The sequence below is a fragment of the Streptomyces sp. JL2001 genome (genome assembly GCF_050917515.1).
GTDB lineage: Bacteria > Actinomycetota > Actinomycetes > Streptomycetales > Streptomycetaceae > Streptomyces.
Map to the genome: position 1 here is coordinate 3,116,701 of NZ_CP169421.1, position 19,818 is coordinate 3,136,518.

Below are 19,818 nucleotides of genomic sequence, written 5' to 3' on the forward strand. Positions count from 1 at the left end.
GTGAAGGACGTGAAGGAAGAGCAGCCCGCCGAGCCCGCCGCGACCGGTCCGGCCAAGGCCCCGGCCAAGCAGCCCAAGAGCGAGCAGACCCGCACCCTCATCCTCGAGACCGCCCTCCGGCTCTTCAAGGACCGCGGCTACGACAAGACGACGATGCGGGCGATCGCCCAGGAGGCCGGGGTCTCGGTCGGGAACGCGTACTACTACTTCTCGTCCAAGGAACACCTCGTCCAGGGCTTCTACGACCGGATCGCCGAGGAGCACCAGGCGGCCGTCGCGGACATCCTCGACAGCGACGAGAAGGACCTCACGGCCCGTATCCGCGGGGTCCTCCTCGGCTGGCTCGACATCGCCGAGCCGTACCACGAGTTCGCGGCCCAGTTCTTCAAGAACGCCGCCGACCCGGACAGCCCGCTCAGCCCCTTCTCCCCCGAGTCCGAGGGTCCGCGCGAGGCCGCCATCGAGGTCCACCGCCGCGTGATCTCGGGCGCCTCGGTGAAGATCGATCCCGAACTCGCGGAGCCGCTGCCGCAGTTGCTCTGGCTCCAGCAGATGGGCCTGGTGCTGTTCTGGGTGTACGACCGCTCCGAGGGCTGCGCCAACAGCCGGCGGCTGGTGGACCGGCTGGCCCCGGTCACCGCGCGGGCGATCCAGCTCTCCCGTTTCCGGCTGCTGCGCCCGCTGGTGCGGGAGACCCACGACCTGCTCGCCGACTTCATGCCGACGGCGGCGGGAATGGCGGCCTCGGGCATGCCCGAGCCCAAGTCGGAGAAGGCGCCCAGGGCGTCGAGGAAGGCGCGGCAGCCGGAGGAGTAGGCCCGCGGGGCGTCCCCGGCGGGCATCGGGGCGGAATGCCCCCGCGAACGGCGAGGGGCCCGGTCCGTGCGATGCACGGACCGGGCCCCTCGGAGCGTCCGGAGCGCCTTCCCCGGCACGGTGGCCGGGAAGGCGGGCGGCTCAGATCCAGCCGAGCTCCCACAGGCGCCAGATGCCGGTGCCGTCGGTGAGGTACTGCGAACCGGCCACGTCGTCCGTCGCCAGCACGTAGTCCTTCTTCTGCCACAGCGGCACCAGCGGGACGTCGGTGGCGACCTCCGACTGGATCGCCTCGAAGTCACTGGCGGCGGCGGCACGGTCGCTGTACTGCTGCGTGGCGAAGATCAGCGAGTCGATCTTCCGGCTCGCGAACCCGTTGTGCATGGCGTTGTCCGTGCCGACGAGCGGAGCGGTGAAGCTGTCGGAGTCGGGGAAGTCGGGGAGCCAGCCGACCGGGTACGCGTCGTAGTCGCCCTTCGCGTACGCCTTCTGGAAGTCCTTCCACTCCGCCGCCACGAGCTTGACCTTGAAGAGCCCGGTCTTCTCCAGCTGCCGCTTCAGCTCGGCCGCCTCGGCGCCGTAGGTGGCGTCCTTGCGGTAGCCCAGCGTGAAGGACACCGGCGTCTCGACGTCGGCCTTCGCGAGGAGGCTCACGGCCTTCGCCCGGGACGGCTCGGGGTAGAGGTCGTAGAACGACGTGCTGTGCCCGTTGAAGCCCTGGGGGATGAGCGAGTACAGCGGCTCGACCGTGCCGTGGTAGGCACCGGTGACGATCGCCGGGCGGTCGATGACGGCGGCGACGGCCTGCCGGACCGCCTTCTTCGCCATCGGGGAGCCGGACTTCACGTTGAAGTAGAGGTTGCGGATCTCGGCGGTCTGCGCCTCGGTGATCCGCGCGGTCTCCTTGCCGCTGCCCAGCTGGGACAGGAACTCCGGAGGCATCTGCCGGTGCGTGACGTCGACCTGCTTGGTGTTCCACGCGGAGGCGAGCTGCTCGGACTCGGTGAAGTACTTGACGACGACCGCGGAGCCCTTCCTGGCGATCGCACCGCGGTAGTTCGGGTTGGGCTCCAGCCGGGCGCTCTCGCCGGGCTTGAACTCCTTGAGCACGTACGGCCCCGAGCCGTCGACCGCGTTGCCCTGGCGCAGCTGCTTCGCCGGGTACTGGTTGCGGTCGACGATCGAGCCGGCGCCCGTGGCGAGCTTCAGCGGGAAGGTCGCGTCCCGGCCGCCGAGGTTGAACGTGACGGTCTGGCCGTCGGCCACGACGTTCTTCAGGGTCGGGAAGAGCGGGGCCGGACCGACGTCCGCCTTGATGGCGAGCATCCGCTCGAAGGAGTACTTGACGTCCTCGGCCGTGACCTTGCGCCCGTTGGAGAACGTGAGGTCGTCCCGCAGCTTGCACTGGTACGTGGTCAGCTTCGCGCCCACGAACTTGCAGTTGTCGGCGGCGTCCGGGACCGGCGTGGTGAAGCCCGGCTTGAAGGTCAGCAGCGACTGGTAGACGTTGCTGTACATCGCCCATGAGCCGGCGTCGTACGCGCCGGCCGGGTCGAGGGAGGTCACTTCGTCGGTCGTGCCGACGGTGATCGGGTCGGTCCGGACGTCGTCGGACGGCAGCAGCTGCCAACCTCCGACCCCGGCGGCCACGAGAACTCCACAAGTGATGAGGATCCGTAGACGGACCTTCGACCGCATCGCCGTGCTTCCTTTTTTAGAGCCCACCCCTGCCGCGGCGGCACCCTGGCCATGCCGCGATGGCGTCACCCAATCACACGCAATTCACAAGTGGAAGAGTAAACCTTCACACCGCAGGTATATGTCCGGGATATGGGACTTCAGGGGACTGAGCAGCATGTATCGGCCTCTGTGCGTTGAGTGACACGTTCCGCTACGTCTGCGTCGATGCGAGCTGGACGAGGGTGATGTCGGAGGGCGCCCCCACGCGGACGGGGGGTCCCCAGGCGCCGGCGCCCCGGGAGACGTAGAGCTGGGTGTCCCCGTACCGCTCCAGACCGGCCACGGTCGGATTGGCCAGCTCGGCGATGTGGTTTCCGGGCCAGAGCTGCCCGCCGTGGGTGTGACCGGAGAGCTGGAGGTCGACGCCGTGGCGGACGGCGTCGTGGATCACGATCGGCTGGTGCGCGAGCAGGACCGCCGCCCGCGCGCGGTCCCGGTCGCCGAGGGCGCGCCCGAAGTCGGGCCCCTGGCCCTCGCTCTCGCCGGCGACGTCGTCGACGCCTGCGAGGTCGAAGCCGGCAGCGATCTCGACGCGCTGGTTGCGCAGGGGGTGCAGCCCGAGTTCGCGGACGTGGTCGACCCAGGCGTCCGCACCCGAGAAGTACTCGTGGTTGCCGGTGACGAAGAAGGAGCCGTGGCGGGCGGTGAGCCGGGCGAGCGGCTCGGCGGCCGGTCCGAGGTTCTCCACGCTGCCGTCGACGAGGTCGCCGACGACGGCGACGAGGTCGGGCTGGGCGGCGTTGATGGAGTCGACGATGCGCTGGGTGTGGGCGCGCCCGAGGATCGGCCCGAGGTGGATGTCGGAGACGACGGCGATCCGGTAGCCGTGGGCGGCGCGCGGCAGCTTGGCCAGCGGCACGACCACCCGCTTCACCCGCGGCCCGCGGAGCACGCCGTACGTCCCGAGGCCCACGGTCCCGACGGCGGCCGCGGCCGCCGCCCCGCCGACGACCCGCGACACGAACAGCCGCCGCGACACGGCCGTGGCGCCGGCCGGGGACTCCTCGGTGCCGCCGGCCGGGACGTCGGGCGTGCCGGGGCCGCCGGGCGCGTCGGCGGCAGCGGGGGAACGGCCGTCCGCGTCCGCCCCGGCAGGCGCGGACGACGGGCCGTCGGACACGTCACGGGCGGAGGCCCCGCCGCCCGCCGACGGGGCGTCGGGGTGGTCCGTGAGGAGGTTGCCGTCGGCCGGCACGGCAGCCGTGCCCGGCACGGCACCGCGCCGGTCGGCGGGAGCCGGGGAGACGGGCTTCCCGCCGCTCCCGGAGGGCGCGGCCGGGCCGGCCCCGGTCGCGCCGGGCGCCTCGGCCGCGGGGCCCGCCGCGGCCGTGCGCGCGGCCTCGGCGGACGCCGCGCGACTGTCCAGCACGCGGCGCAGCAGCGGGCGGACGGCCTCACCGACGACGAGGGCCAGCGTCAGGTACAGCAGCAGAGCCAGCCACAGGAAGCCGGGCCAGGCCACCGCCTGCTGGAGCACGAAGGGGGCCCCGGCCCGCGCGGAGACCAGGGCGGCGAGCGAGAGCAGCGGCAGCACGAAGGCCGCGGCCGTACCCAGGCGGCGCGCCACGCTCCCGCGCACCGTCACATCGCGCACCAGGCGCCGCCACACGTACCAGTGGACGCCGCCCAGCAGGGCGAGCACCACGATGAGCACCAGCAGGAAGACCAGCACGCGCCGTGACTCCTATCCGTGTGCGCGGCGCAATGCGCGCACCCCACGCAACCCGATCACGCCGACCACCGTCCCCAGGACAAAGGACGTGATGGCGAGCAGCAGATGAACCCAGAAGTAGGCCGTCGGGTCGCCCGCGTCGTCGAAGGCGAGACCGCTCCCGTCGTTCCAGAGGTTCTTAGCGAAAGTGATCCAGATGAACCAAGACCACACCCCGAACGCGAGCAGGAACCAGGAGACCGGCCGGCTGAGCTTCATGCCCCCAGTATCACCAGGCGCCCCGCAGACCCCGCGTCCGGGTGGACGACCCCGGACGAACAGCCTGGCGGGGTTCGGTTCGCTGATCGGTACCTGTACGTTCTCGACCGTGTCTGCTTCAAAGAAGACCGCTTGGGCGGTCACCACTGCCGCACTGCTCCCCGTCCTCGTCGCCTCCCCTGCGCACGCGGACGACAAAGAGGAGCAGCAGCCCAAGCCGCCCGCCGTCATGTCCACCGTCGGCGGCTCCCTGCTCGGGCGGCCCGGTACCCAGGTCCAGCTCGGCCCGGGCGCCCCGGTCCTGCCCAAGGAGCTGAGCGGCCGGTCCTGGATCGTCGCGGACGCGGAGACCGGCGACATCCTGGCGGCGCACAACTCCCACTGGCGCCTCCCGCCCGCCTCCACCCTCAAGATGCTCTTCGCGGACACGGTCCTGCCGAAGTTCCCGAAGACGACGAACCACACCGTCACCCCCGAGGACCTCAAGGACCTCGGTGCCGGCTCCAGCCTCGTCGGCGTCAAGGAGAAGCAGACCTACACGGCGCACGACCTCTGGCTCGGCGTCTTCCTTCGCTCGGGCAACGACGCCGTGCGGGTGCTGTCCGCCATGAACGGCGGCATCCCGAAGACCGTGGCGGACATGAACGACCACGCCGCCGAACTCCAGGCGCTCGACACGTACGCCGTCTCCCCGGACGGCTACGACGCCCCCCGCCAGGTCTCCTCCGCGTACGACCTCACCCTGATCGCCCGCAGCGGCATGCAGAAGGCGGACTTCCGGGAGTACTGCTCCACGGCCCGCGCCGCCTTCCCCGGCGAGCTGAAGCCGGGGAAGAAGCGCGAGACCTTCGAGATCCAGAACACCAACCGGCTGCTCACCGGCGACTTCGGCGTCGCGCCCTACCAGGGCATCGCCGGCGTCAAGAACGGCAACACCACGCATGCCGGCGCCACGTTCACAGGCGTCGCGGAACGCAACGGCAAAGTGCTGCTCGTGACGGTGATGAACCCGTCGTCCAAGGAGCAGCACGCGGTCTACAAGGAGACCGCCCGGCTCCTCGACTGGGGCTTCGCGGCCTCCGGCAAGGTGACCCCGGTCGGCGAGCTGGTGCCGCCGAAGTCGGCCGGCACCGGGACGGGCGGGGACGCCGGCGCCGGCTCGGACGGGACGGCGCCCGCCCCCGGCAAGAACGCACCTGACCCGGGCACCGCCCAGACCGTCGCCCAGGAGAAGTCGGGCGGGGTCGGGGTCGCGCTCGGCGTGGCCGGCGGGGTCCTGGTGCTGCTCGCGGGCGCGGCCTTCCTCGTCAATCGCCGCTGGCCGCTGCCGGAGCTGGTGCGTCGTCGTCAGTCGCGGGACGAGAGCGTGAACCCGTAGCGGTCCAGGAGGCGCAGAACAGCAGCAGCTTCGCGGTGAAGTTGATCCACAGGAGCAGGGCGACCGGAACGCCGAACGCCCCGTACATCGACTTCGCCGCGACGCCGCGCATGTAGCCGCCCAGGAGCAGTTTCAGCAGCTCGAACCCGATGGCGCCGATCACCGCCGCCACCACCAGGCGGCGGCGCGGGGGATGGACGCCCGGCAGCAGCGTCAGCAGGTACAGCAGCATGAGGAAGTCGGCGAGCGCGGCCACGGCGACGGCCGCGGCCTGGAGCAGGATCCCGCCGGCCCCGCCGTGCGAGATGCCCAGCCGGTCCGCGCTCCAGTCGACGGCGGTGGAGCCGAGCCAGGACGCGGCGAGCGAGCAGAGCCCGACGGCTCCGAGCCCGAGCAGCACGATCGCGTCCTTGCCCTTGCGCGCGACGGGGTTGCCTTCCAGGTCGTCGAGCCCCCACACCGCGCGCAGGCACTCCCGCATCGAGCCGATCCAGCCGACGCCGGTGACCAGCAGCAGGGCGCCGGCCACCAGACCGATGGTGCCCGCGTTGGCCACGAGACCGTCGATGTTCAGCTGGTCGGAGATACCCGGGACCTGCTCGGCGACCTTGTCCTGGATCTTGTCGAGCTGCTCGGTGCTGAGCAGGGCGGCGCCGACGGCCGCGGCCACCGTGATCAGCGGGAAGAGCGCGACGAAGCTGATGAAGGTGATGGCGGCGGCGAGCCGGGTCCAGTGGGCCTCGTCGAGGGTCTCGTAGGAACGCCAGGCATGCGTCCGCATGAGCCTGGTGACCCAGGGGCCGATGACGGGGAGCTTGGTCAGCCAGTCCATGTCGTACGCGTACCCCTTGAACCGTCGTTTGAGCGGAAGGCGAGGGTCCGGGTTCCTCGGAACCTCGGACGGGTGGCGACCGCCCTGCCGGCACCGCGTCCTGACAGGGTGTCGGAGCGCGCGGAGGCGAACCCGAGGGCCGGCCGGAGTCCCAGGGCGGGCAGGCGGCTCACAGGTCGGTGACCGCCATCCCGTACATCGCCGCCCACACCAGGCCGATGACCGCGAGCGGCCGGTCGCGCAGGACGACGTCCTCCGGGGCGCCGGCGGCGCCGCGGTCGGCGAAGACGGCGTAGCGCAGCACGGCGAGGATGAAGGCGACCATCGAGAGCTGGCGCCAGGGCAGCAGTGCGCCGTCGGCGACGCCGCCGCTCTCCAGCGCCCACAGGCAGTAGCCGAGGACCGCCACGCCCGCGGCCAGCTGCCACACGAAGCGCAGGTAGCCGGTCGTGTACTGGGTGAGCAGGGCCCGGGTCGCGCCCCCCGCGCCCTCCGGCTGGACGGCCTCGGAGTACCGCTTGGCGGCGACCATGAAGAGCGCGCCGAAGCCGGTGGTGATCAGGAACCAGCGCGACAGCGGGATGCCGAGCGCGACTCCGCCGATCATGGCCCGCATCAGGAATCCGGTGGTGACGACCGCGAGGTCGACCACCAGGACGTGCTTGAGGCGCACGCAGTACGCGACCTGCATGGCGAGGTAGGCGATGAGGAGGACGGCCGTCATGGGGTTGCACAGGACCGCGCTCGCGAGGGCGGCACCCAGGCCGAGGAGCGTGCCCGCCGCGTAGGCGAGCGGCACGGGCACGAGTCCGGCGGCGACCGGCCGGCGGCGCTTCACGGGGTGGGCGCGGTCCGCGGCGGCGTCGCGGGCGTCGTTGACGAGGTAGACGGCGGAGGCGGAGGCCGTGAACAGGGCGAAGACCAGGGCGAGCCGGGTGGCCGAGTGCCAGGACACGAGCTGTCCGGCGGCCGCGGGCGCGGCGACGACGAGGACGTTCTTCACCCACTGGCGGGGGCGTGCGGTCCGTACGAGTCCCCCCACGAGTGCCAACCCGGTCCGTCTCGGGGGCCGTTGCCGCTGCCGCGCGACACCGGGCTTGTCCAGCAGTGCGGTTCCCGCGCGCTCAGCCACGGACGCCGCCCCCACCGGTGCGGGCGGGCTCGGCGCGCAGCCAGCGGCGGCCGAGGGTGGCGGTGGCCGCGCCCAGGGCGGCGCCCGCCGCGACGTCCGTCGGGTAGTGGACGCCGACGACCAGGCGGGAGAGGCACATCGCCGTGGCCGCCGGGGCGGCGAGCCGGTGGGCCGCCGGGTGCAGGGCGCCGAAGACGACGGCCGCGGCCGCGGCGGAGCTCGCGTGGGAGCTGGGGAAGGAGTGCCGGCCGGCCGTACGGACCAGGGGCGCGAACCGGTCGGCACCGGGCCGCGGTCGGCGCACCACCCGCTTGACGCCCATGCTGGCCAGATGGGCCGCGCCGACGAGGGCCGTGGCTCGCAGCCATCCGGTTCGCCGCGCCGGGTCCACGGCCGCGCCGGCCAGTCCGGCCGCGAGCCACACGGCGCCGTGTTCGCCGCCGAAGGACATGGCGCGGGCGAGCGCGGCCACCGACGGCCTTCGCCCGCAGCCCCGCAGCAGGACCAGCAGCCGCTGATCGGCGCGGGTCCAGTCCCCGTATCGCATGGGCTCGCCTCCCCGGTTCTCGGTCGACCCGGGGCGACTCTGGCCCGGCGGGCCGCCGACCGCACGGCAATCTTTCCTGACACTCCTTTAATCACCCATTTCGACGAGCCGAACGGCAATCCCGGCAAAGCAGACAGGTAGGGCGATACGGTCGCCTCCATGGCCGCCGAGACCGACGTCGAGCCCCGTATCGCCGCCGTCGCACCCCCCACCGCCGTCGCACCCGTCACCATCCCCGACGAGCCCGACGAACCCCTCACGGGCTGGGGCCGCACCGCGCCGACCCTCGCGCGCGTGCACCGTCCCCGCACGCCCGAGGAGGCCACCGAGGCGGTCCGCTCCTGCGGCGCCCGCGGCTCCATCGCCCGGGGCCTCGGCCGGGCCTACGGCGACGCCGCGCAGAACGCCGGCGGCTCCGTCCTCGACATGACCGGCCTGGACCGCATCCGCGCCGTGGACGCCGACGCCGGAGTCGTCGTCTGCGACGCCGGAGTGAGCCTGCACCGCCTGATGGAGGTGCTGCTGCCGCTCGGCTGGTTCGTGCCCGTGACGCCGGGCACCCGGTACGTCACCGTCGGCGGCGCCATCGGCGCCGACATCCACGGCAAGAACCACCACGTCTCGGGCTCCTTCGCCCGCCACGTGGCCTCGCTCGACCTCCTCACCGCCGACGGACGGATCCGCACCGTCCTGCCCGGCACCGACCTCTTCGACGCCACCGCGGGCGGCATGGGCCTGACCGGGGTGATCCTCTCCGCCACCCTGCGCCTGCTCCCCGTCGAGACGTCGCTCGTCCTGGTCGACACCGAACGCGCCCACGACCTCGACGACCTGCTGGCCCGGCTCACCACCGGCGACCACCGCTACCGCTACTCCGTCGCCTGGATCGACCTGCTCGCCCGCGGCCCCGCGACCGGCCGCTCCGTGCTGACCCGCGGGGACCACGCCCCGTACGACGCGCTCCCCCGCCGGGCCCGCCGCGCGCCCCTCGCCTTCCGCCCGGGACGGCTGCCCGCCGCGCCCGCGTTCCTGCCCGAGGGGCTCCTCGGGCGCACCACCGTCGGCCTCTTCAACGAGCTCTGGTACCGCCGGGCCCCGAGTCGGCGCACCGGCGAGCTCCAGCGGATCCCCGCCTTCTTCCACCCGCTGGACGGCGTCCCGCACTGGAACCGCGTCTACGGCCGGGGCGGCTTCGTCCAGTACCAGTTCGTGGTCGGCCACGGCCACGAGGAGACCCTGCGCCGGATCGTGCGGCGGATCGCGCGCCGCGGCTGCCCCTCGTTCCTCGCCGTCCTCAAGCGCTTCGGGGAGGGCGACCCCGGCTGGCTGTCCTTCCCCATGCCCGGCTGGACGCTCGCGCTCGACATCCCGGCCGGCATCTCGGGGCTCGGCGCGTTCCTCGACGAACTGGACGAGGAGGTGGCGCAGGCCGGCGGCCGGGTCTACCTCGCGAAGGACTCCCGGCTGCGGCCGGACGTGCTGCAGGCGATGTACCCGCGGCTCGCCGACTTCCGGGCGCTGCGGGCGGCCCTCGACCCGCGTTCCGTCTTCACCTCGGACCTCGCGCGCCGTCTGGCGCTGTGATCCCGCACCAAGGAGACCCTCCATGAAGGACGCCTTCGGCATCCCGCAGTCCCTGCTCCTCCTCGGCGGCACCTCCGAGATCGGTCTCGCCACCGCCCGCCGGCTGATCACCCGCCGGGTCCGTACGGTCTGGCTGGCCGGACGCCCCTCCCCCGCGCTCACGGCCTCGGCCGACTCGCTGCGCCGGCTCGGCGCGGACGTGCACACCGTGCCCTTCGACGCGCTGGACACCGCCTCGCACGCCGAACGGCTCGGGAAGATCTTCGCGGAGGGCGACATCGACCTGGTGCTGCTCGCCTTCGGGATCCTGGGCGACCAGGCCCACGACGAGGCCGATCCGACGGCCGCCGTCCGGGTCGCCCAGACCAACTACACGGGCGCGGTCTCCGCCGGCCTGGTCTGCGCGCAGGCCCTGCAGGCCCAGGGTCACGGCTCGCTGGTGGTGCTCTCGTCGGTGGCCGGCGAACGGGCCCGGCGCGCGAACTTCATCTACGGCTCGTCCAAGGCCGGGCTCGACGCCTTCGCGCAGGGACTCGGGGACGCGATGCACGGGACCGGGGTGCACGTGATGGTCGTACGGCCCGGCTTCGTCCGGTCGAGGATGACCGAGGGGCTCGACGAGGCGCCGCTCGCGACCACCCCGGAGGCGGTCGCGACGGCGATCGAGCTCGGTCTGCGGCGCAGGACGGAGACCGTGTGGGTGCCGGGCACGCTGCGGGTGGTGATGTCCGCGCTGCGGCACGTGCCGAGGGCGGTGTTCCGGCGGCTGCCGGTGTGACGGGCGGAGGGGGGTCAGCCCGCCGCGGGCGTCGGGGTGTCGACCGGGGAGCCTTGGACCGGGACGCCGGCGACCGGGCGGCCCCGGCCGAACTCGTACGCGTGCAGCTTGCGCCACACCGCGTCCGCGCCCTGCTCGTAGAGCGCGAAGGAGCGGCAGGTCCAGGCGGCCTCGTAGCCGGACAGCTCCTGGAACGCCCGGTCCATCGCCTCCTCGGAGATGCCGTGGGCGACGGTGACGTGCGGGTGGTACGGGAACTGGAGCTCGCGCACCAGCGGCCCGGCCTCGTCCCGGATCCGCTGCTGCAGCGCGTTGCAGCCGGAGACGCCCTGGGTGAGCTTGACGAAGACCACCGGGGACAGCGGGCGGAACGTTCCGGTACCGCGCAGCCGCATGGCGAAGGGGGTGCAGTCGGCGGCGACGGCGGCGAGGTGCGCCTCGATCAGCGGGAGGCGCTCCGCGTCCACCGCGGTCGGCGGGACCAGGGTCACGTGCGTGGGGATGCCGTGCGCGGCCGGATCCCCGAAGCCGGCGCGCCGCTCCTGGAGCAGGCTGCCGTAGGGCTCCGGGACCGCGATCGAAACGCCGAGCGTTACGGTCCCCACGTCGTTCTCCTCCGTCGTCGAGCTGCGGGTGTCGGATGGTGGTGCAGCCGCCAGTGTGCGGCCTGCACCACCCCTGTGGCCAGGGTCCTCGGACCCGGCCTTCGACCGGTCCTCGGTCAGTGCTTCGCGGGCAGGAACCCCACCCGCTCGTACGTCTGCGCCAGGGTCTCCGCGGCGACCGCGCGGGCCTTCTCGGCTCCCTTGGCCAGGAGAGAGTCCAGCGTCTCCGGGTCGTCCAGGTATTCCTGCGTCCGGGTCCGGAAGGGCGTGACGAAGTCCACCATGACCTCGGCCAGGTCCGTCTTCAGCGCGCCGTACATCTTGCCCTCGTACGACTGTTCCAGCGCGGCGACGGAGGTCCCCGTGAGGGTGGACAGGATGGAGAGCAGGTTGGAGACGCCCGGCTTGTTCTCGGGGTCGAAGCGGATGACCGTGTCGGTGTCGGTGACCGCGCTCTTGACCTTCTTGCCCGTGGTCTTCGGGTCGTCGAGCAGGTTGATCAGGCCCTTGGGCGTCGACGCCGACTTGCTCATCTTGATCGTCGGGTCCTGCAGGTCGTAGATCTTCGCCGTCTCCTTGAGGATGTACGGCGACGGGATCGTGAACGTCTCGCCGAAGCGGCCGTTGAACCGCTCCGCGAGGTCGCGGGTCAGCTCGATGTGCTGCCGCTGGTCCTCGCCGACCGGCACCTCGTTGGCCTGGTACAGCAGGATGTCGGCGACCTGCAGGATCGGGTACGTGAAGAGGCCGACGGTGGCCCGGTCGGCACCCTGCTTGGCCGACTTGTCCTTGAACTGGGTCATGCGGGACGCCTCGCCGAAGCCGGTGAGGCAGTTCATGACCCAGCCGAGCTGCGCGTGCTCGGGGACGTGGCTCTGGACGAACAGCGTGCAGCGCTCGGGGTCGAGTCCGGCGGCGAGCAGCTGGGCGGCGGCGAGCCGGGTGTTCGCCCGCAGCTCGGCGGGGTCCTGCGGAACCGTGATCGCGTGCAGGTCGACGACCATGTAGAAGGCGTCGTGGGTCTCCTGCAGGGCGACCCACTGGCGGACGGCGCCGAGGTAGTTGCCGAGGTGGAACGAGCCTGCGGTGGGCTGGATTCCGGAGAGCACACGGGGACTGTCAGAGGCCATGCTCACCATTCTCTCAGGTGTGGGACCCGATCCCGGACTGCCGGTGTACCAGAGGGGCGAGGACCCCGGAGACGTGGTGCGGCCGGCGTTCTCGGGGGTCTGCGGCCCGCCCGGCCGGTCCGGGCCGGGGCAGCGCCGCCCTGCCGTGACGGCCGGGAGGCGCGGCCGATGAGACGAGGAACACAGTGCGCCCCGCCGGGTCCCGGCCGGGGACGCCCCCGGCCGGGACACCTCCAGGGCCGGCCCTCAGACCGGCAGGCCCGGCGCGGGGAAGGCCGACATCAGTTCGGCGACCTCGGCCCGGACCGCGAGGAGGGTGTCCTCGTCCCCGGCGCCCGCCGCCTTGACGGCCCGGTCGATCCAGTCGGCGACCTGGGCCATGTGCGCGGTGCCCAGGCCGCGCGAGGTGAGCGACGGCGTACCGATCCGGATGCCGGAGGGGTCGAAGGGCTTCCGGGTGTCGTAGGGGACGGTGTTGTGGTTGACGACGATCCCGGCCCGGTCCAGGGCCTTGGCGGCGATCCTGCCCGGGACGTCCTTCGGCGTGAGGTCGATCAGGATCAGGTGGTTGTCGGTGCCGCCGGAGACCAGGTCGAAGCCGCGGGCGAGGAGCGCCTCGGCCAGCGCCCGGGCGTTGGCGACGACCGCGTGGGCGTAGTCGCGGAAGGAGGGCCGGCCCGCCTCGCGCAGGGCGACGGCGATCGCGGCGGTGGTCTGGTTGTGCGGGCCGCCCTGGAGACCGGGGAAGACGGCCCTGTCGAGGACCTTGGCGTGCTCGTCGCGTGACATCAGCATGGCGCCGCGCGGGCCGCGCAGGGTCTTGTGGGTGGTCGTGGAGATCACGTCCACGTGCGGCACAGGTGAGGGGTGGGCGCCGCCGGCGACGAGGCCGGCGATGTGGGCGATGTCGGCGACGAGCACGGCCCCGGCCTCGCGGGCGATCTCGCCGAAGGCGGCGAAGTCGATCGTGCGGGGCAGCGCCGTCCCCCCGCAGAAGATCACCTTCGGGCGTTCCTTCAGGGCGAGTTCGCGGACCTGGTCGAGGTCGACGAGCCCGGTGTCCGGGCGGACGCCGTACTGCACGCCGCGGAACCACCGGCCGGTCGCCGAGACGCCCCAGCCGTGCGTGAGGTGGCCGCCCATCGGCAGGGCCATGCCCATCACGGTGTCGCCGGGCTCGGCGAAGGCCAGATGGACGGCGAGGTTGGCCGGGGAGCCCGAGTAGGGCTGGACGTTGGCGTGCTCCACGCCGAAGACGGCCTTGGCGCGCTCGACGGCGAGGGTCTCGACCAGGTCGATGTTCTGCTGGCCCTCGTAGTAGCGGCGGCCGGGGTACCCCTCGCTGTACTTGTTCTGCAGGACGGTGCCCGAGGCTTCGAGCACCGCCGTCGAGACGTAGTTCTCACTGGGGATCAGGCGCAGGGTCTCGGCCTGCAGCCGCTCCTCGGCGCCGACGAGCGCGGCGAGTTCGGGGTCGGTGGCGGCCAGGGCCGGGTGGCGGACGGGAAGCTGCTCGGCGTTCGGGATCGTCACGGCGGTTCCTCCGGGCGTTCGGCGGGTCCCGGGCGCGGCCCCGGCGGGGCGCACGACACGGGACGGATCGGGTCCCGTGCTGCGGACGAGGGCTCACCCGCCGAAGGCGGGAGGCGGGCGGCATCCACACGGGGACTTGTCGGTCCCGTGATGCCCAGGCGGGCGGCATCGCGTGTACAGCCGCGCGCGGCTCCCCCGGGGTCGCTTCCCCGTACGCCAGTCGCCGCGCGTGTTCTCAGACTACGGGCTGTCCGGGCGATCTCCGAGGATCGGCCCGCGGCGTCGGATGCGGTGCAGCGCACGGCGGAGGGTCGTCCTCGTACCGGGCGTACCCGGGCAACTCCGACCACGCCGCGAGACGCCGCGGCCGTCGTCGCGGGCCCGGGAAGATCACCCGGACATGACCCGGCTGGCGCGTCGTCATCGAGGTTTCCCCGTCCGGCATCCGAGCGACGATAAGAAAGGGGCGCCACACCCGCCCCAGGCCGCAGGACGAACGGAGACCCCGTGTCGAGGACGCAAGACGCGATCGCTTCCGCGGAGGCGCACAGCGCTCACAACTACCACCCCCTGCCCGTCGTCGTCGCCTCGGCGGACGGCGCCTGGATGACGGATGTCGAGGGCCACCGCTACCTCGACATGCTCGCCGGGTACTCGGCCCTCAACTTCGGGCACGGCAACCGGCGGCTGATCGACGCCGCGCGGGCCCAGCTGGAGCGGGTGACGCTCACGTCGCGGGCGTTCCACCACGACCGCTTCGCGGAGTTCTGCGCACGCCTCGCGGAACTGTGCGGCAAGGAGGCCGTGCTGCCGATGAACACGGGCGCGGAGGCGGTCGAGACGGCAGTGAAGACCGCCCGGAAGTGGGGGTACGAGGTCAAGGGCGTGCCGGACGGGCACGCGAAGATCGTGGTGGCGGCGAACAACTTCCACGGCCGTACGACGACGATCGTCAGCTTCTCCACGGACCACGAGGCACGGGACCACTTCGGCCCGTACACCCCGGGGTTCGAGATCGTCCCGTACGGCGACGCGACCGCGCTGGAGGCGGCGGTCACGGAGAACACGGTGGCGGTGCTCCTGGAGCCGATCCAGGGCGAGGCCGGGGTGCTGGTGCCGCCCGCCGGGTACCTGCGCGAGGTGCGGGAGCTGACCCGCGCGCGGAACGTGCTGTTCATGGCGGACGAGATCCAGTCGGGCCTCGGCCGGACCGGGAGGACCTTCGCGTGCGAGCACGAGGGCGTGGTGCCGGACGTGTACATCCTGGGCAAGGCGCTGGGGGGTGGTGTCGTCCCCGTCTCGGCGGTGGTGGCGGACCGCGACGTGCTCGGGGTGTTCCGGCCCGGTGAGCACGGTTCGACCTTCGGCGGGAACCCGCTCGCGTGCGCGGTGGCCCTGGAGGTGATCGCGATGCTGCGGTCCGGCGAGTACCAGCAGCGCGCGACCGAGCTGGGCGAGCACCTGCACGCCGAGCTGGGGCTGCTGGTGGGCGGCGGCGCCGTGGAGGCGGTCCGCGGGCGCGGGCTGTGGGCGGGCGTGGACATCGCGCCGTCCCTGGGCACGGGCCGGGAGATCTCGGAGAAGCTCATGGAGCGCGGTGTCCTGGTGAAGGACACGCACGGGTCGACGATCCGGATCGCTCCCCCGCTGGTGATCACCAAGGAGGACCTGGACTGGGGCCTGGAGCAACTGCGGGCGGTGCTCTCGGCCTGACCCCCCCCCGTCCGGCGTCGGCGCCGGCCCCACCGGGCCGGCGCCGTCACCGGAGCCGTCACCGGAGCCGTCAGAGGATGACGTGGGGCAGGAAGCGGGCGTACTCGTCGGTGATCAGGCCGGCCGACTCGCGGATGCCGAGCCCCGCCGCCTCGTCCTCGACGACCCACGCGCCGAGCACCACCCGGTTGCCGTCGAAGTCGGGCAGCGGGGCCAGTTCCTGGTAGCAGCACGGCTCCTCCCGCACCGCGGCGGGGGCGCCCGGCTCGTGGACGGTGACCCCGGCCCCCTCGCGGCCGAGCAGCGGCTTGGCCACGTAGCCGGCCGCCGAGGCCAGCTCGCGAGGGCCGTCGAGGTAGGCGGGCAGCAGGTTCGGGTGCCCCGGGTGGAGCTCCCACAGGACGGCGAGCAGCGCCTTGTTGGACAGCAGCATCTTCCAGGCGGGTTCGATCCAGCAGGTCGTGCCGGTGCCACCGCCGTTGTCGAGCGTGTCCAGCACGTGCGGGCCGAAGCGGTCGGTGGTCAGCCACTCCCACGGGTAGAGCTTGAAGCAGCTCCGGATGAAGCGCAGCCGGTCGTCCACGAACCGGCCCGACAGCCGGTCCCAGCCGATCCGTTCGACGGACAGCGCCTCGGTGTCGAGCCCGGCCTGCTCGGCGGTCTCGCGCAGGTACGCGACCGTCATCAGGTCCTCGCCGAGCTCGTCCCCGTCCGAGTGGACGAAGTGGACCGGGCTGCCCGGCGGCAGCAGCCGCGCCTGCCGGCGCCAGGCCTCGACCAGCCGCTCGTGGAGCGAGTTCCACTGGTCGGCGCCGGGGAACCGGTCCTCCATCCAGAACCACTGCGGACTCGCGGCCTCGACGAGGGAGGTGGGCGTGTCGGCGTTGTACTCCAGCATCTTCGCCGGCCCCGTGCCGTCGTAGCGAAGGTCGAAGCGGCCGTAGAGGGTGGGGAGTTCGTCCCGGCGCCGCCAGGACTCGGCGACGAGGGAGGCGAGCCGGGGGTCGGTGAGGCCGAGATCGGCGAAACGATCCTTCGCCACGATGTGGGCGGCGGCCTCCAGACACATGGCGTGCAGCTCCTCGACCACCTCCTCCAGGGCCTCGACCTCGGGCAGCGTGAAGGAGTAGTAGGCGCTCTCGTCCCAGTACGGGCGCAGTGAGCCGTCGGGGTAGCGGGTCAGGGGGTAGACGAGCCCCTGCTCCTCGACGGTCCGCTGCCAGCCGGGCCGGGGGTCGATGGTGTGCCGTCGCATGGCGTGATCAGCCGCCGCCCGAGCCCGAGCAGCCGAAGCCGCCGGTGTCCACGGCGGACTTGTCGAAACTGCCGCCGCTGAGCCGGCCGTCACGCACCGTGCCGCCGTAGTAGTACGAGCCGCGGGCGGTGGTGCTGCTGCCGCCCGTGCCGCTGTCGCACTCGTAGCTCGGCAGCTTCTCGCGGGTCAGCGGGTCCACGCACCGCTTGTCCGGCTCGGAGCCGCACGCCGTGATCGTCGCCGCGAGCACACCCATCCCGCCGAGTATCACCGTGCTCGACCTCAGTCTGCGCATCTGCGCCGCCCTCCCCGATCTCCCTAGCCTGGTGCGACCGCACAGTGTAGGCCGGTCCTTTTCGGCCGCCGCACGAGGTCCTGTACGGGGAGCTCCGGGGATCGGGCCACGGCGCCGGACGCGGTACGCCGCCAGGAGCTTCCGGAGACACCCCCTAAAGTCGTTTCGTGCTCTTCGGGATGGTTTGCGCGCTCGGTTCCGCCCTCTGCTACGGCACGGCCTCGGTCCTGCAGGCGCTCGCCGCGCGGGCGACGGAGCCCGGCTCGGGCAGCGGGGTCGACGTCGCCCTGCTGTGGCGGGCGTTGCGGCAGTGGCGCTACGCGGCGGGACTCGCCCTGGACGGCCTCGGCTTCGTCCTCCAGGTGGTCGCGCTGCGCACGCTGCCGATCTACACGGTGGGCGCGGCCCTCGCGTCGAGTCTGGCGGTCACCGCGGTGGTCGCCTCACGACTCCTCGAGGTCCGGCTGAGCCGGGTGGAGTGGACGGCGGTGGCGGTGGTCTGCGGGGGACTCGCGACGCTGGCGCTCGCCTCGGGCCGGGAGGGGGACGAGGGCGGCCCGCCGGCGCTCGGCTGGGCGATGCTCGGCACCGCGTGCGCGGTGCTCGCGCTGGGTGCGGCCGTCGGCCGGCTGCCCGACCGGCCGCGGGCGCTGGCGCTGGGACTGGGCTCGGGGTTCGGCTTCGGCGTGGTGGAGGTGTCGGTCCGGCTGATCGACGGCGTGGACTTCGCGAACCCCGCCCTCTACGCGCTCCTCGTCGGGGGCGGGGCGGGCTTCCTGCTGCTGACCTCGGCGCTGCAACGCGGCTCGGTGACGACCGCGACCGCGGGCATGGTCGTCGGGGAGACCGTCGGCCCCGCCCTGGTGGGGGTGGTCTGGCTGGGCGACCGCACCCGTGAGGGGCTGGGCTGGCTCGCGATTCTGGGCTTCACGGTGGCCGTCGCCGGCGCGCTGGCGCTGGCCCGTTTCGGTGAGGCACCCGCTCCCGCGGAGGCCGGGGCGGAGGCGGCGAGGCCGGCGCCGCCACCGGATCCCGCGGCCTGACCTCCGTCCGGCCGGGCATCACGCCGGGGCGCGGTCCCGGCCCCGGCCCGAACGACGCCCCGGACCCCGGGACCCCGGACCCGGGCCTTAGGGCAGCACCCGGCACAGGGCCTGCAGTGCTCCGTTCCATCCGCTGTCCGGCGGAGTCGCGTAGCCGACGACCAGACCGTCGAGCGTCGGGGGCACCTCGGGGTGGCGGAAGCGGTTCAGGCCCAGCAGGGCGAGTCCCTGCCAGGCCGCCGAGCGCAGCACCTCGGGTTCCGTGCCCGACGGGAGCTCCAGCACCGCGTGGAGGCCGGCGGCGATCCCGCTCACCCGGGTCTGCGGCGAGTGCGCGGCGACGGCCTCCACCAACTGGTCGCGCCGCCTCCGGTAGCGCAGCCGCATGGCCCGGACATGGCGGTCGTACGCCCCCGAGGCCAGGAACTCCGCGAAGGTCAGCTGGTCGAGCGCGCTGGACACCCAGTCGACCGTGCCCTTGGCCGCCGTGACCTCGTCCACCAGGTCCTCCGGCAGCACCATCCACGCCAGCCGCAGCCCGGGCGCCAGCGACTTGCTCGACGTGCCCAGGTACACCACCCGTTCGGGGTCGAGTCCCTGGAGCGCGCCGACGGGCTGGCGGTCGTAGCGGAACTCGCCGTCGTAGTCGTCCTCCAGGACCAGACCGCCCGACGCCCGCGCCCAGTCGACGACGGCAGCGCGCCGGTCGGGCGGCAGCGCGCCGCCGAGCGGGAACTGGTGGGCGGCGGTCAGCAGCACGGCGCCCACGCCGCCCCGCATGTCCTCCAGGGCCTCGGTCCGGGTGCCCCGGGCGTCCAGCGGCAGCGCCGGCAGCCGCAGTCCCGCGCGCGTCAGCAGGTCCCAGTGGACGTCGAGCCCGTACGACTCGACCGCCACCTCCCGCGCCCGGCGTGCCCGCAGCACCTGTCCCATCAGCATCAGCCCGTGCACGAACCCGGAACAGATCACGATCCGCTCCGGACGGGCGTACACGCCCCGCGCCCGGGCCAGGTACTCCGCGAGCGCCGTGCGCAGCTCGATCCGGCCGCGCGGGTCGCCGTAGCCGAAGGCCTCGTGCGGCGCGGCCGTCAGCGCCCGCCGGGACGCCTTGAGCCACTCGGCGCGCGGGAAGGACGCGAGGTCGGGCACGCCCGCCTTCAGGCTGTACGTCGGCCGGCCGGACACCGCGCGGGCCGGGGCGCCGCCCCTCGGCGCGGGCCCGCGGCGTGGGGCGGCCCGGCGGGCGACCCGGGTGCCCGATCCCTGGCGCGCCGTCAGCCAGCCCTCGGCGACCAGTTCGGCGTAGGCGTCGGCGACGGTGTTGCGGGCCACCCCCAGGTCCACGGCGAGCGAGCGCGAGGACGGCAGCCGGGTGCCCGCCTCCAGGCGCCCGCTGCGCACCGCCTCGCGCAGGGCGTCCATCAGGCCCGTACGCAATGTCGCGCCGCGCAGTTCGAGGTGCAGGTCGGCGCCGAAAGTGGCCCAGTCGTTCGCCATGAAAATGGAC

General features: G+C 73.2%; 18 protein-coding genes and 1 riboswitch. Of the genes, 6 read left to right on the forward strand and 12 right to left on the reverse strand.

Features of this window, described 5'->3' with window-relative positions:
- The gene (locus ACE1OA_RS13645; protein ID WP_356599434.1) at nt 1–816 is read left to right on the forward strand and encodes a TetR/AcrR family transcriptional regulator; all 816 of its coding nucleotides are present in this window, start codon (nt 1–3) and stop codon (nt 814–816) included.
- A 141-nt stretch (nt 817–957) separates the two neighbouring features.
- On the opposite strand, the gene ACE1OA_RS13650 is transcribed toward ACE1OA_RS13645, so the two are convergent.
- The 3 genes from ACE1OA_RS13650 to ACE1OA_RS13660 form a co-directional block, all read right to left on the reverse strand.
- Nucleotides 958–2,514 (reverse strand): ABC transporter substrate-binding protein, encoded by a 1,557-nt coding sequence (locus ACE1OA_RS13650; RefSeq protein ID WP_356599436.1) that lies wholly within the window; start codon nt 2,512–2,514, stop codon nt 958–960.
- A 193-nt stretch (nt 2,515–2,707) separates the two neighbouring features.
- Nucleotides 2,708–4,228 (reverse strand): metallophosphoesterase, encoded by a 1,521-nt coding sequence (locus ACE1OA_RS13655; RefSeq protein ID WP_432752840.1) that lies wholly within the window; start codon nt 4,226–4,228, stop codon nt 2,708–2,710.
- Nucleotides 4,229–4,240: 12 nt separating this feature from the next.
- Entirely contained in the window at nt 4,241–4,486 is a 246-nt protein-coding gene (locus ACE1OA_RS13660) for an SCO4848 family membrane protein (RefSeq protein WP_356599440.1), read from the reverse strand.
- A gap of 109 nt (nt 4,487–4,595) precedes the next feature.
- On the opposite strand from ACE1OA_RS13660, the gene ACE1OA_RS13665 reads away from it, so the two are divergent.
- Nucleotides 4,596–5,864, forward strand: a complete 1,269-nt coding sequence (locus tag ACE1OA_RS13665; RefSeq protein WP_356599442.1) for a D-alanyl-D-alanine carboxypeptidase family protein — start codon at nt 4,596–4,598, stop codon at nt 5,862–5,864.
- On the opposite strand, the gene ACE1OA_RS13670 is transcribed toward ACE1OA_RS13665, so the two are convergent.
- From ACE1OA_RS13670 to ACE1OA_RS13680, 3 genes are all read right to left on the reverse strand, one after another.
- Nucleotides 5,794–6,696: a YihY/virulence factor BrkB family protein gene (locus tag ACE1OA_RS13670; RefSeq protein WP_356599444.1), complete on the reverse strand. Its 903-nt coding sequence runs from the start codon at nt 6,694–6,696 to the stop codon at nt 5,794–5,796. The two genes, ACE1OA_RS13665 and ACE1OA_RS13670, sit on opposite strands and share 71 nt — an antisense overlap.
- Nucleotides 6,697–6,865: 169 nt before the next feature.
- On the reverse strand, nt 6,866–7,828 hold the full coding sequence (locus ACE1OA_RS13675) for a decaprenyl-phosphate phosphoribosyltransferase (protein WP_384868251.1): 963 nt from the start codon (nt 7,826–7,828) through the stop codon (nt 6,866–6,868).
- Nucleotides 7,821–8,375: a phosphatase PAP2 family protein gene (locus tag ACE1OA_RS13680; RefSeq protein ID WP_432752841.1), complete on the reverse strand. Its 555-nt coding sequence runs from the start codon at nt 8,373–8,375 to the stop codon at nt 7,821–7,823. The genes ACE1OA_RS13675 and ACE1OA_RS13680 overlap by 8 nt, the downstream gene beginning before the upstream one ends.
- A gap of 159 nt (nt 8,376–8,534) precedes the next feature.
- On the opposite strand from ACE1OA_RS13680, the gene ACE1OA_RS13685 reads away from it, so the two are divergent.
- Both ACE1OA_RS13685 and ACE1OA_RS13690 read left to right on the forward strand, forming a co-directional pair.
- Complete coding sequence (locus tag ACE1OA_RS13685) at nt 8,535–9,959, forward strand: FAD-binding protein (RefSeq protein WP_432752842.1); 1,425 nt, start codon at nt 8,535–8,537, stop codon at nt 9,957–9,959.
- Between the two features lie 22 nt (nt 9,960–9,981).
- Nucleotides 9,982–10,737 carry a decaprenylphospho-beta-D-erythro-pentofuranosid-2-ulose 2-reductase gene (locus ACE1OA_RS13690; protein ID WP_432752843.1) on the forward strand — a complete coding sequence of 252 codons (756 nt, stop codon included), beginning with the start codon at nt 9,982–9,984 and terminating at the stop codon, nt 10,735–10,737.
- 14 nt (nt 10,738–10,751) lie between these two features.
- On the opposite strand, the gene ACE1OA_RS13695 is transcribed toward ACE1OA_RS13690, so the two are convergent.
- The 3 genes from ACE1OA_RS13695 to glyA all read right to left on the reverse strand — a co-directional run bounded on the left by ACE1OA_RS13695 (nt 10,752) and on the right by glyA (nt 14,005).
- Nucleotides 10,752–11,342, reverse strand: coding sequence for a 2'-5' RNA ligase family protein (locus tag ACE1OA_RS13695; protein WP_356780591.1), 591 nt, complete (start codon nt 11,340–11,342; stop codon nt 10,752–10,754).
- 116 nt (nt 11,343–11,458) lie between these two features.
- The gene (gene trpS, locus ACE1OA_RS13700) at nt 11,459–12,472 is read right to left on the reverse strand and encodes a tryptophan--tRNA ligase (protein WP_356599454.1); all 1,014 of its coding nucleotides are present in this window, start codon (nt 12,470–12,472) and stop codon (nt 11,459–11,461) included.
- A gap of 246 nt (nt 12,473–12,718) precedes the next feature.
- Entirely contained in the window at nt 12,719–14,005 is a 1,287-nt protein-coding gene (glyA, locus tag ACE1OA_RS13705) for a serine hydroxymethyltransferase (protein WP_432752844.1), read from the reverse strand.
- A gap of 145 nt (nt 14,006–14,150) precedes the next feature.
- Nucleotides 14,151–14,239: riboswitch (ZMP/ZTP riboswitch) on the reverse strand.
- Nucleotides 14,240–14,512: 273 nt separating this feature from the next.
- Here glyA and rocD point away from each other — a divergent pair.
- Nucleotides 14,513–15,718 carry an ornithine--oxo-acid transaminase gene (rocD, locus tag ACE1OA_RS13710; protein WP_432752845.1) on the forward strand — a complete coding sequence of 402 codons (1,206 nt, stop codon included), beginning with the start codon at nt 14,513–14,515 and terminating at the stop codon, nt 15,716–15,718.
- Nucleotides 15,719–15,788: 70 nt separating this feature from the next.
- Here the strand turns inward: rocD and ACE1OA_RS13715 are convergent, their stop codons facing one another.
- Complete coding sequence (locus tag ACE1OA_RS13715) at nt 15,789–16,973, reverse strand: glutathionylspermidine synthase family protein (protein WP_384868242.1); 1,185 nt, start codon at nt 16,971–16,973, stop codon at nt 15,789–15,791.
- A 7-nt stretch (nt 16,974–16,980) separates the two neighbouring features.
- A complete protein-coding gene (locus ACE1OA_RS13720) occupies nt 16,981–17,268 on the reverse strand; it encodes a hypothetical protein (RefSeq protein ID WP_147980841.1) in 288 nt (95 codons plus the stop codon).
- 179 nt (nt 17,269–17,447) lie between these two features.
- Here ACE1OA_RS13720 and ACE1OA_RS13725 point away from each other — a divergent pair, with 179 nt between their 5' ends.
- Nucleotides 17,448–18,311, forward strand: coding sequence for a hypothetical protein (locus ACE1OA_RS13725; RefSeq protein WP_356599463.1), 864 nt, complete (start codon nt 17,448–17,450; stop codon nt 18,309–18,311).
- Nucleotides 18,312–18,398: 87 nt separating this feature from the next.
- Here ACE1OA_RS13725 and ACE1OA_RS13730 read toward each other — a convergent pair whose 3' ends face one another.
- Nucleotides 18,399–19,808: a PLP-dependent aminotransferase family protein gene (locus ACE1OA_RS13730; RefSeq protein ID WP_432752846.1), complete on the reverse strand. Its 1,410-nt coding sequence runs from the start codon at nt 19,806–19,808 to the stop codon at nt 18,399–18,401.
- Nucleotides 19,809–19,818: the final 10 nt, after the last annotated feature.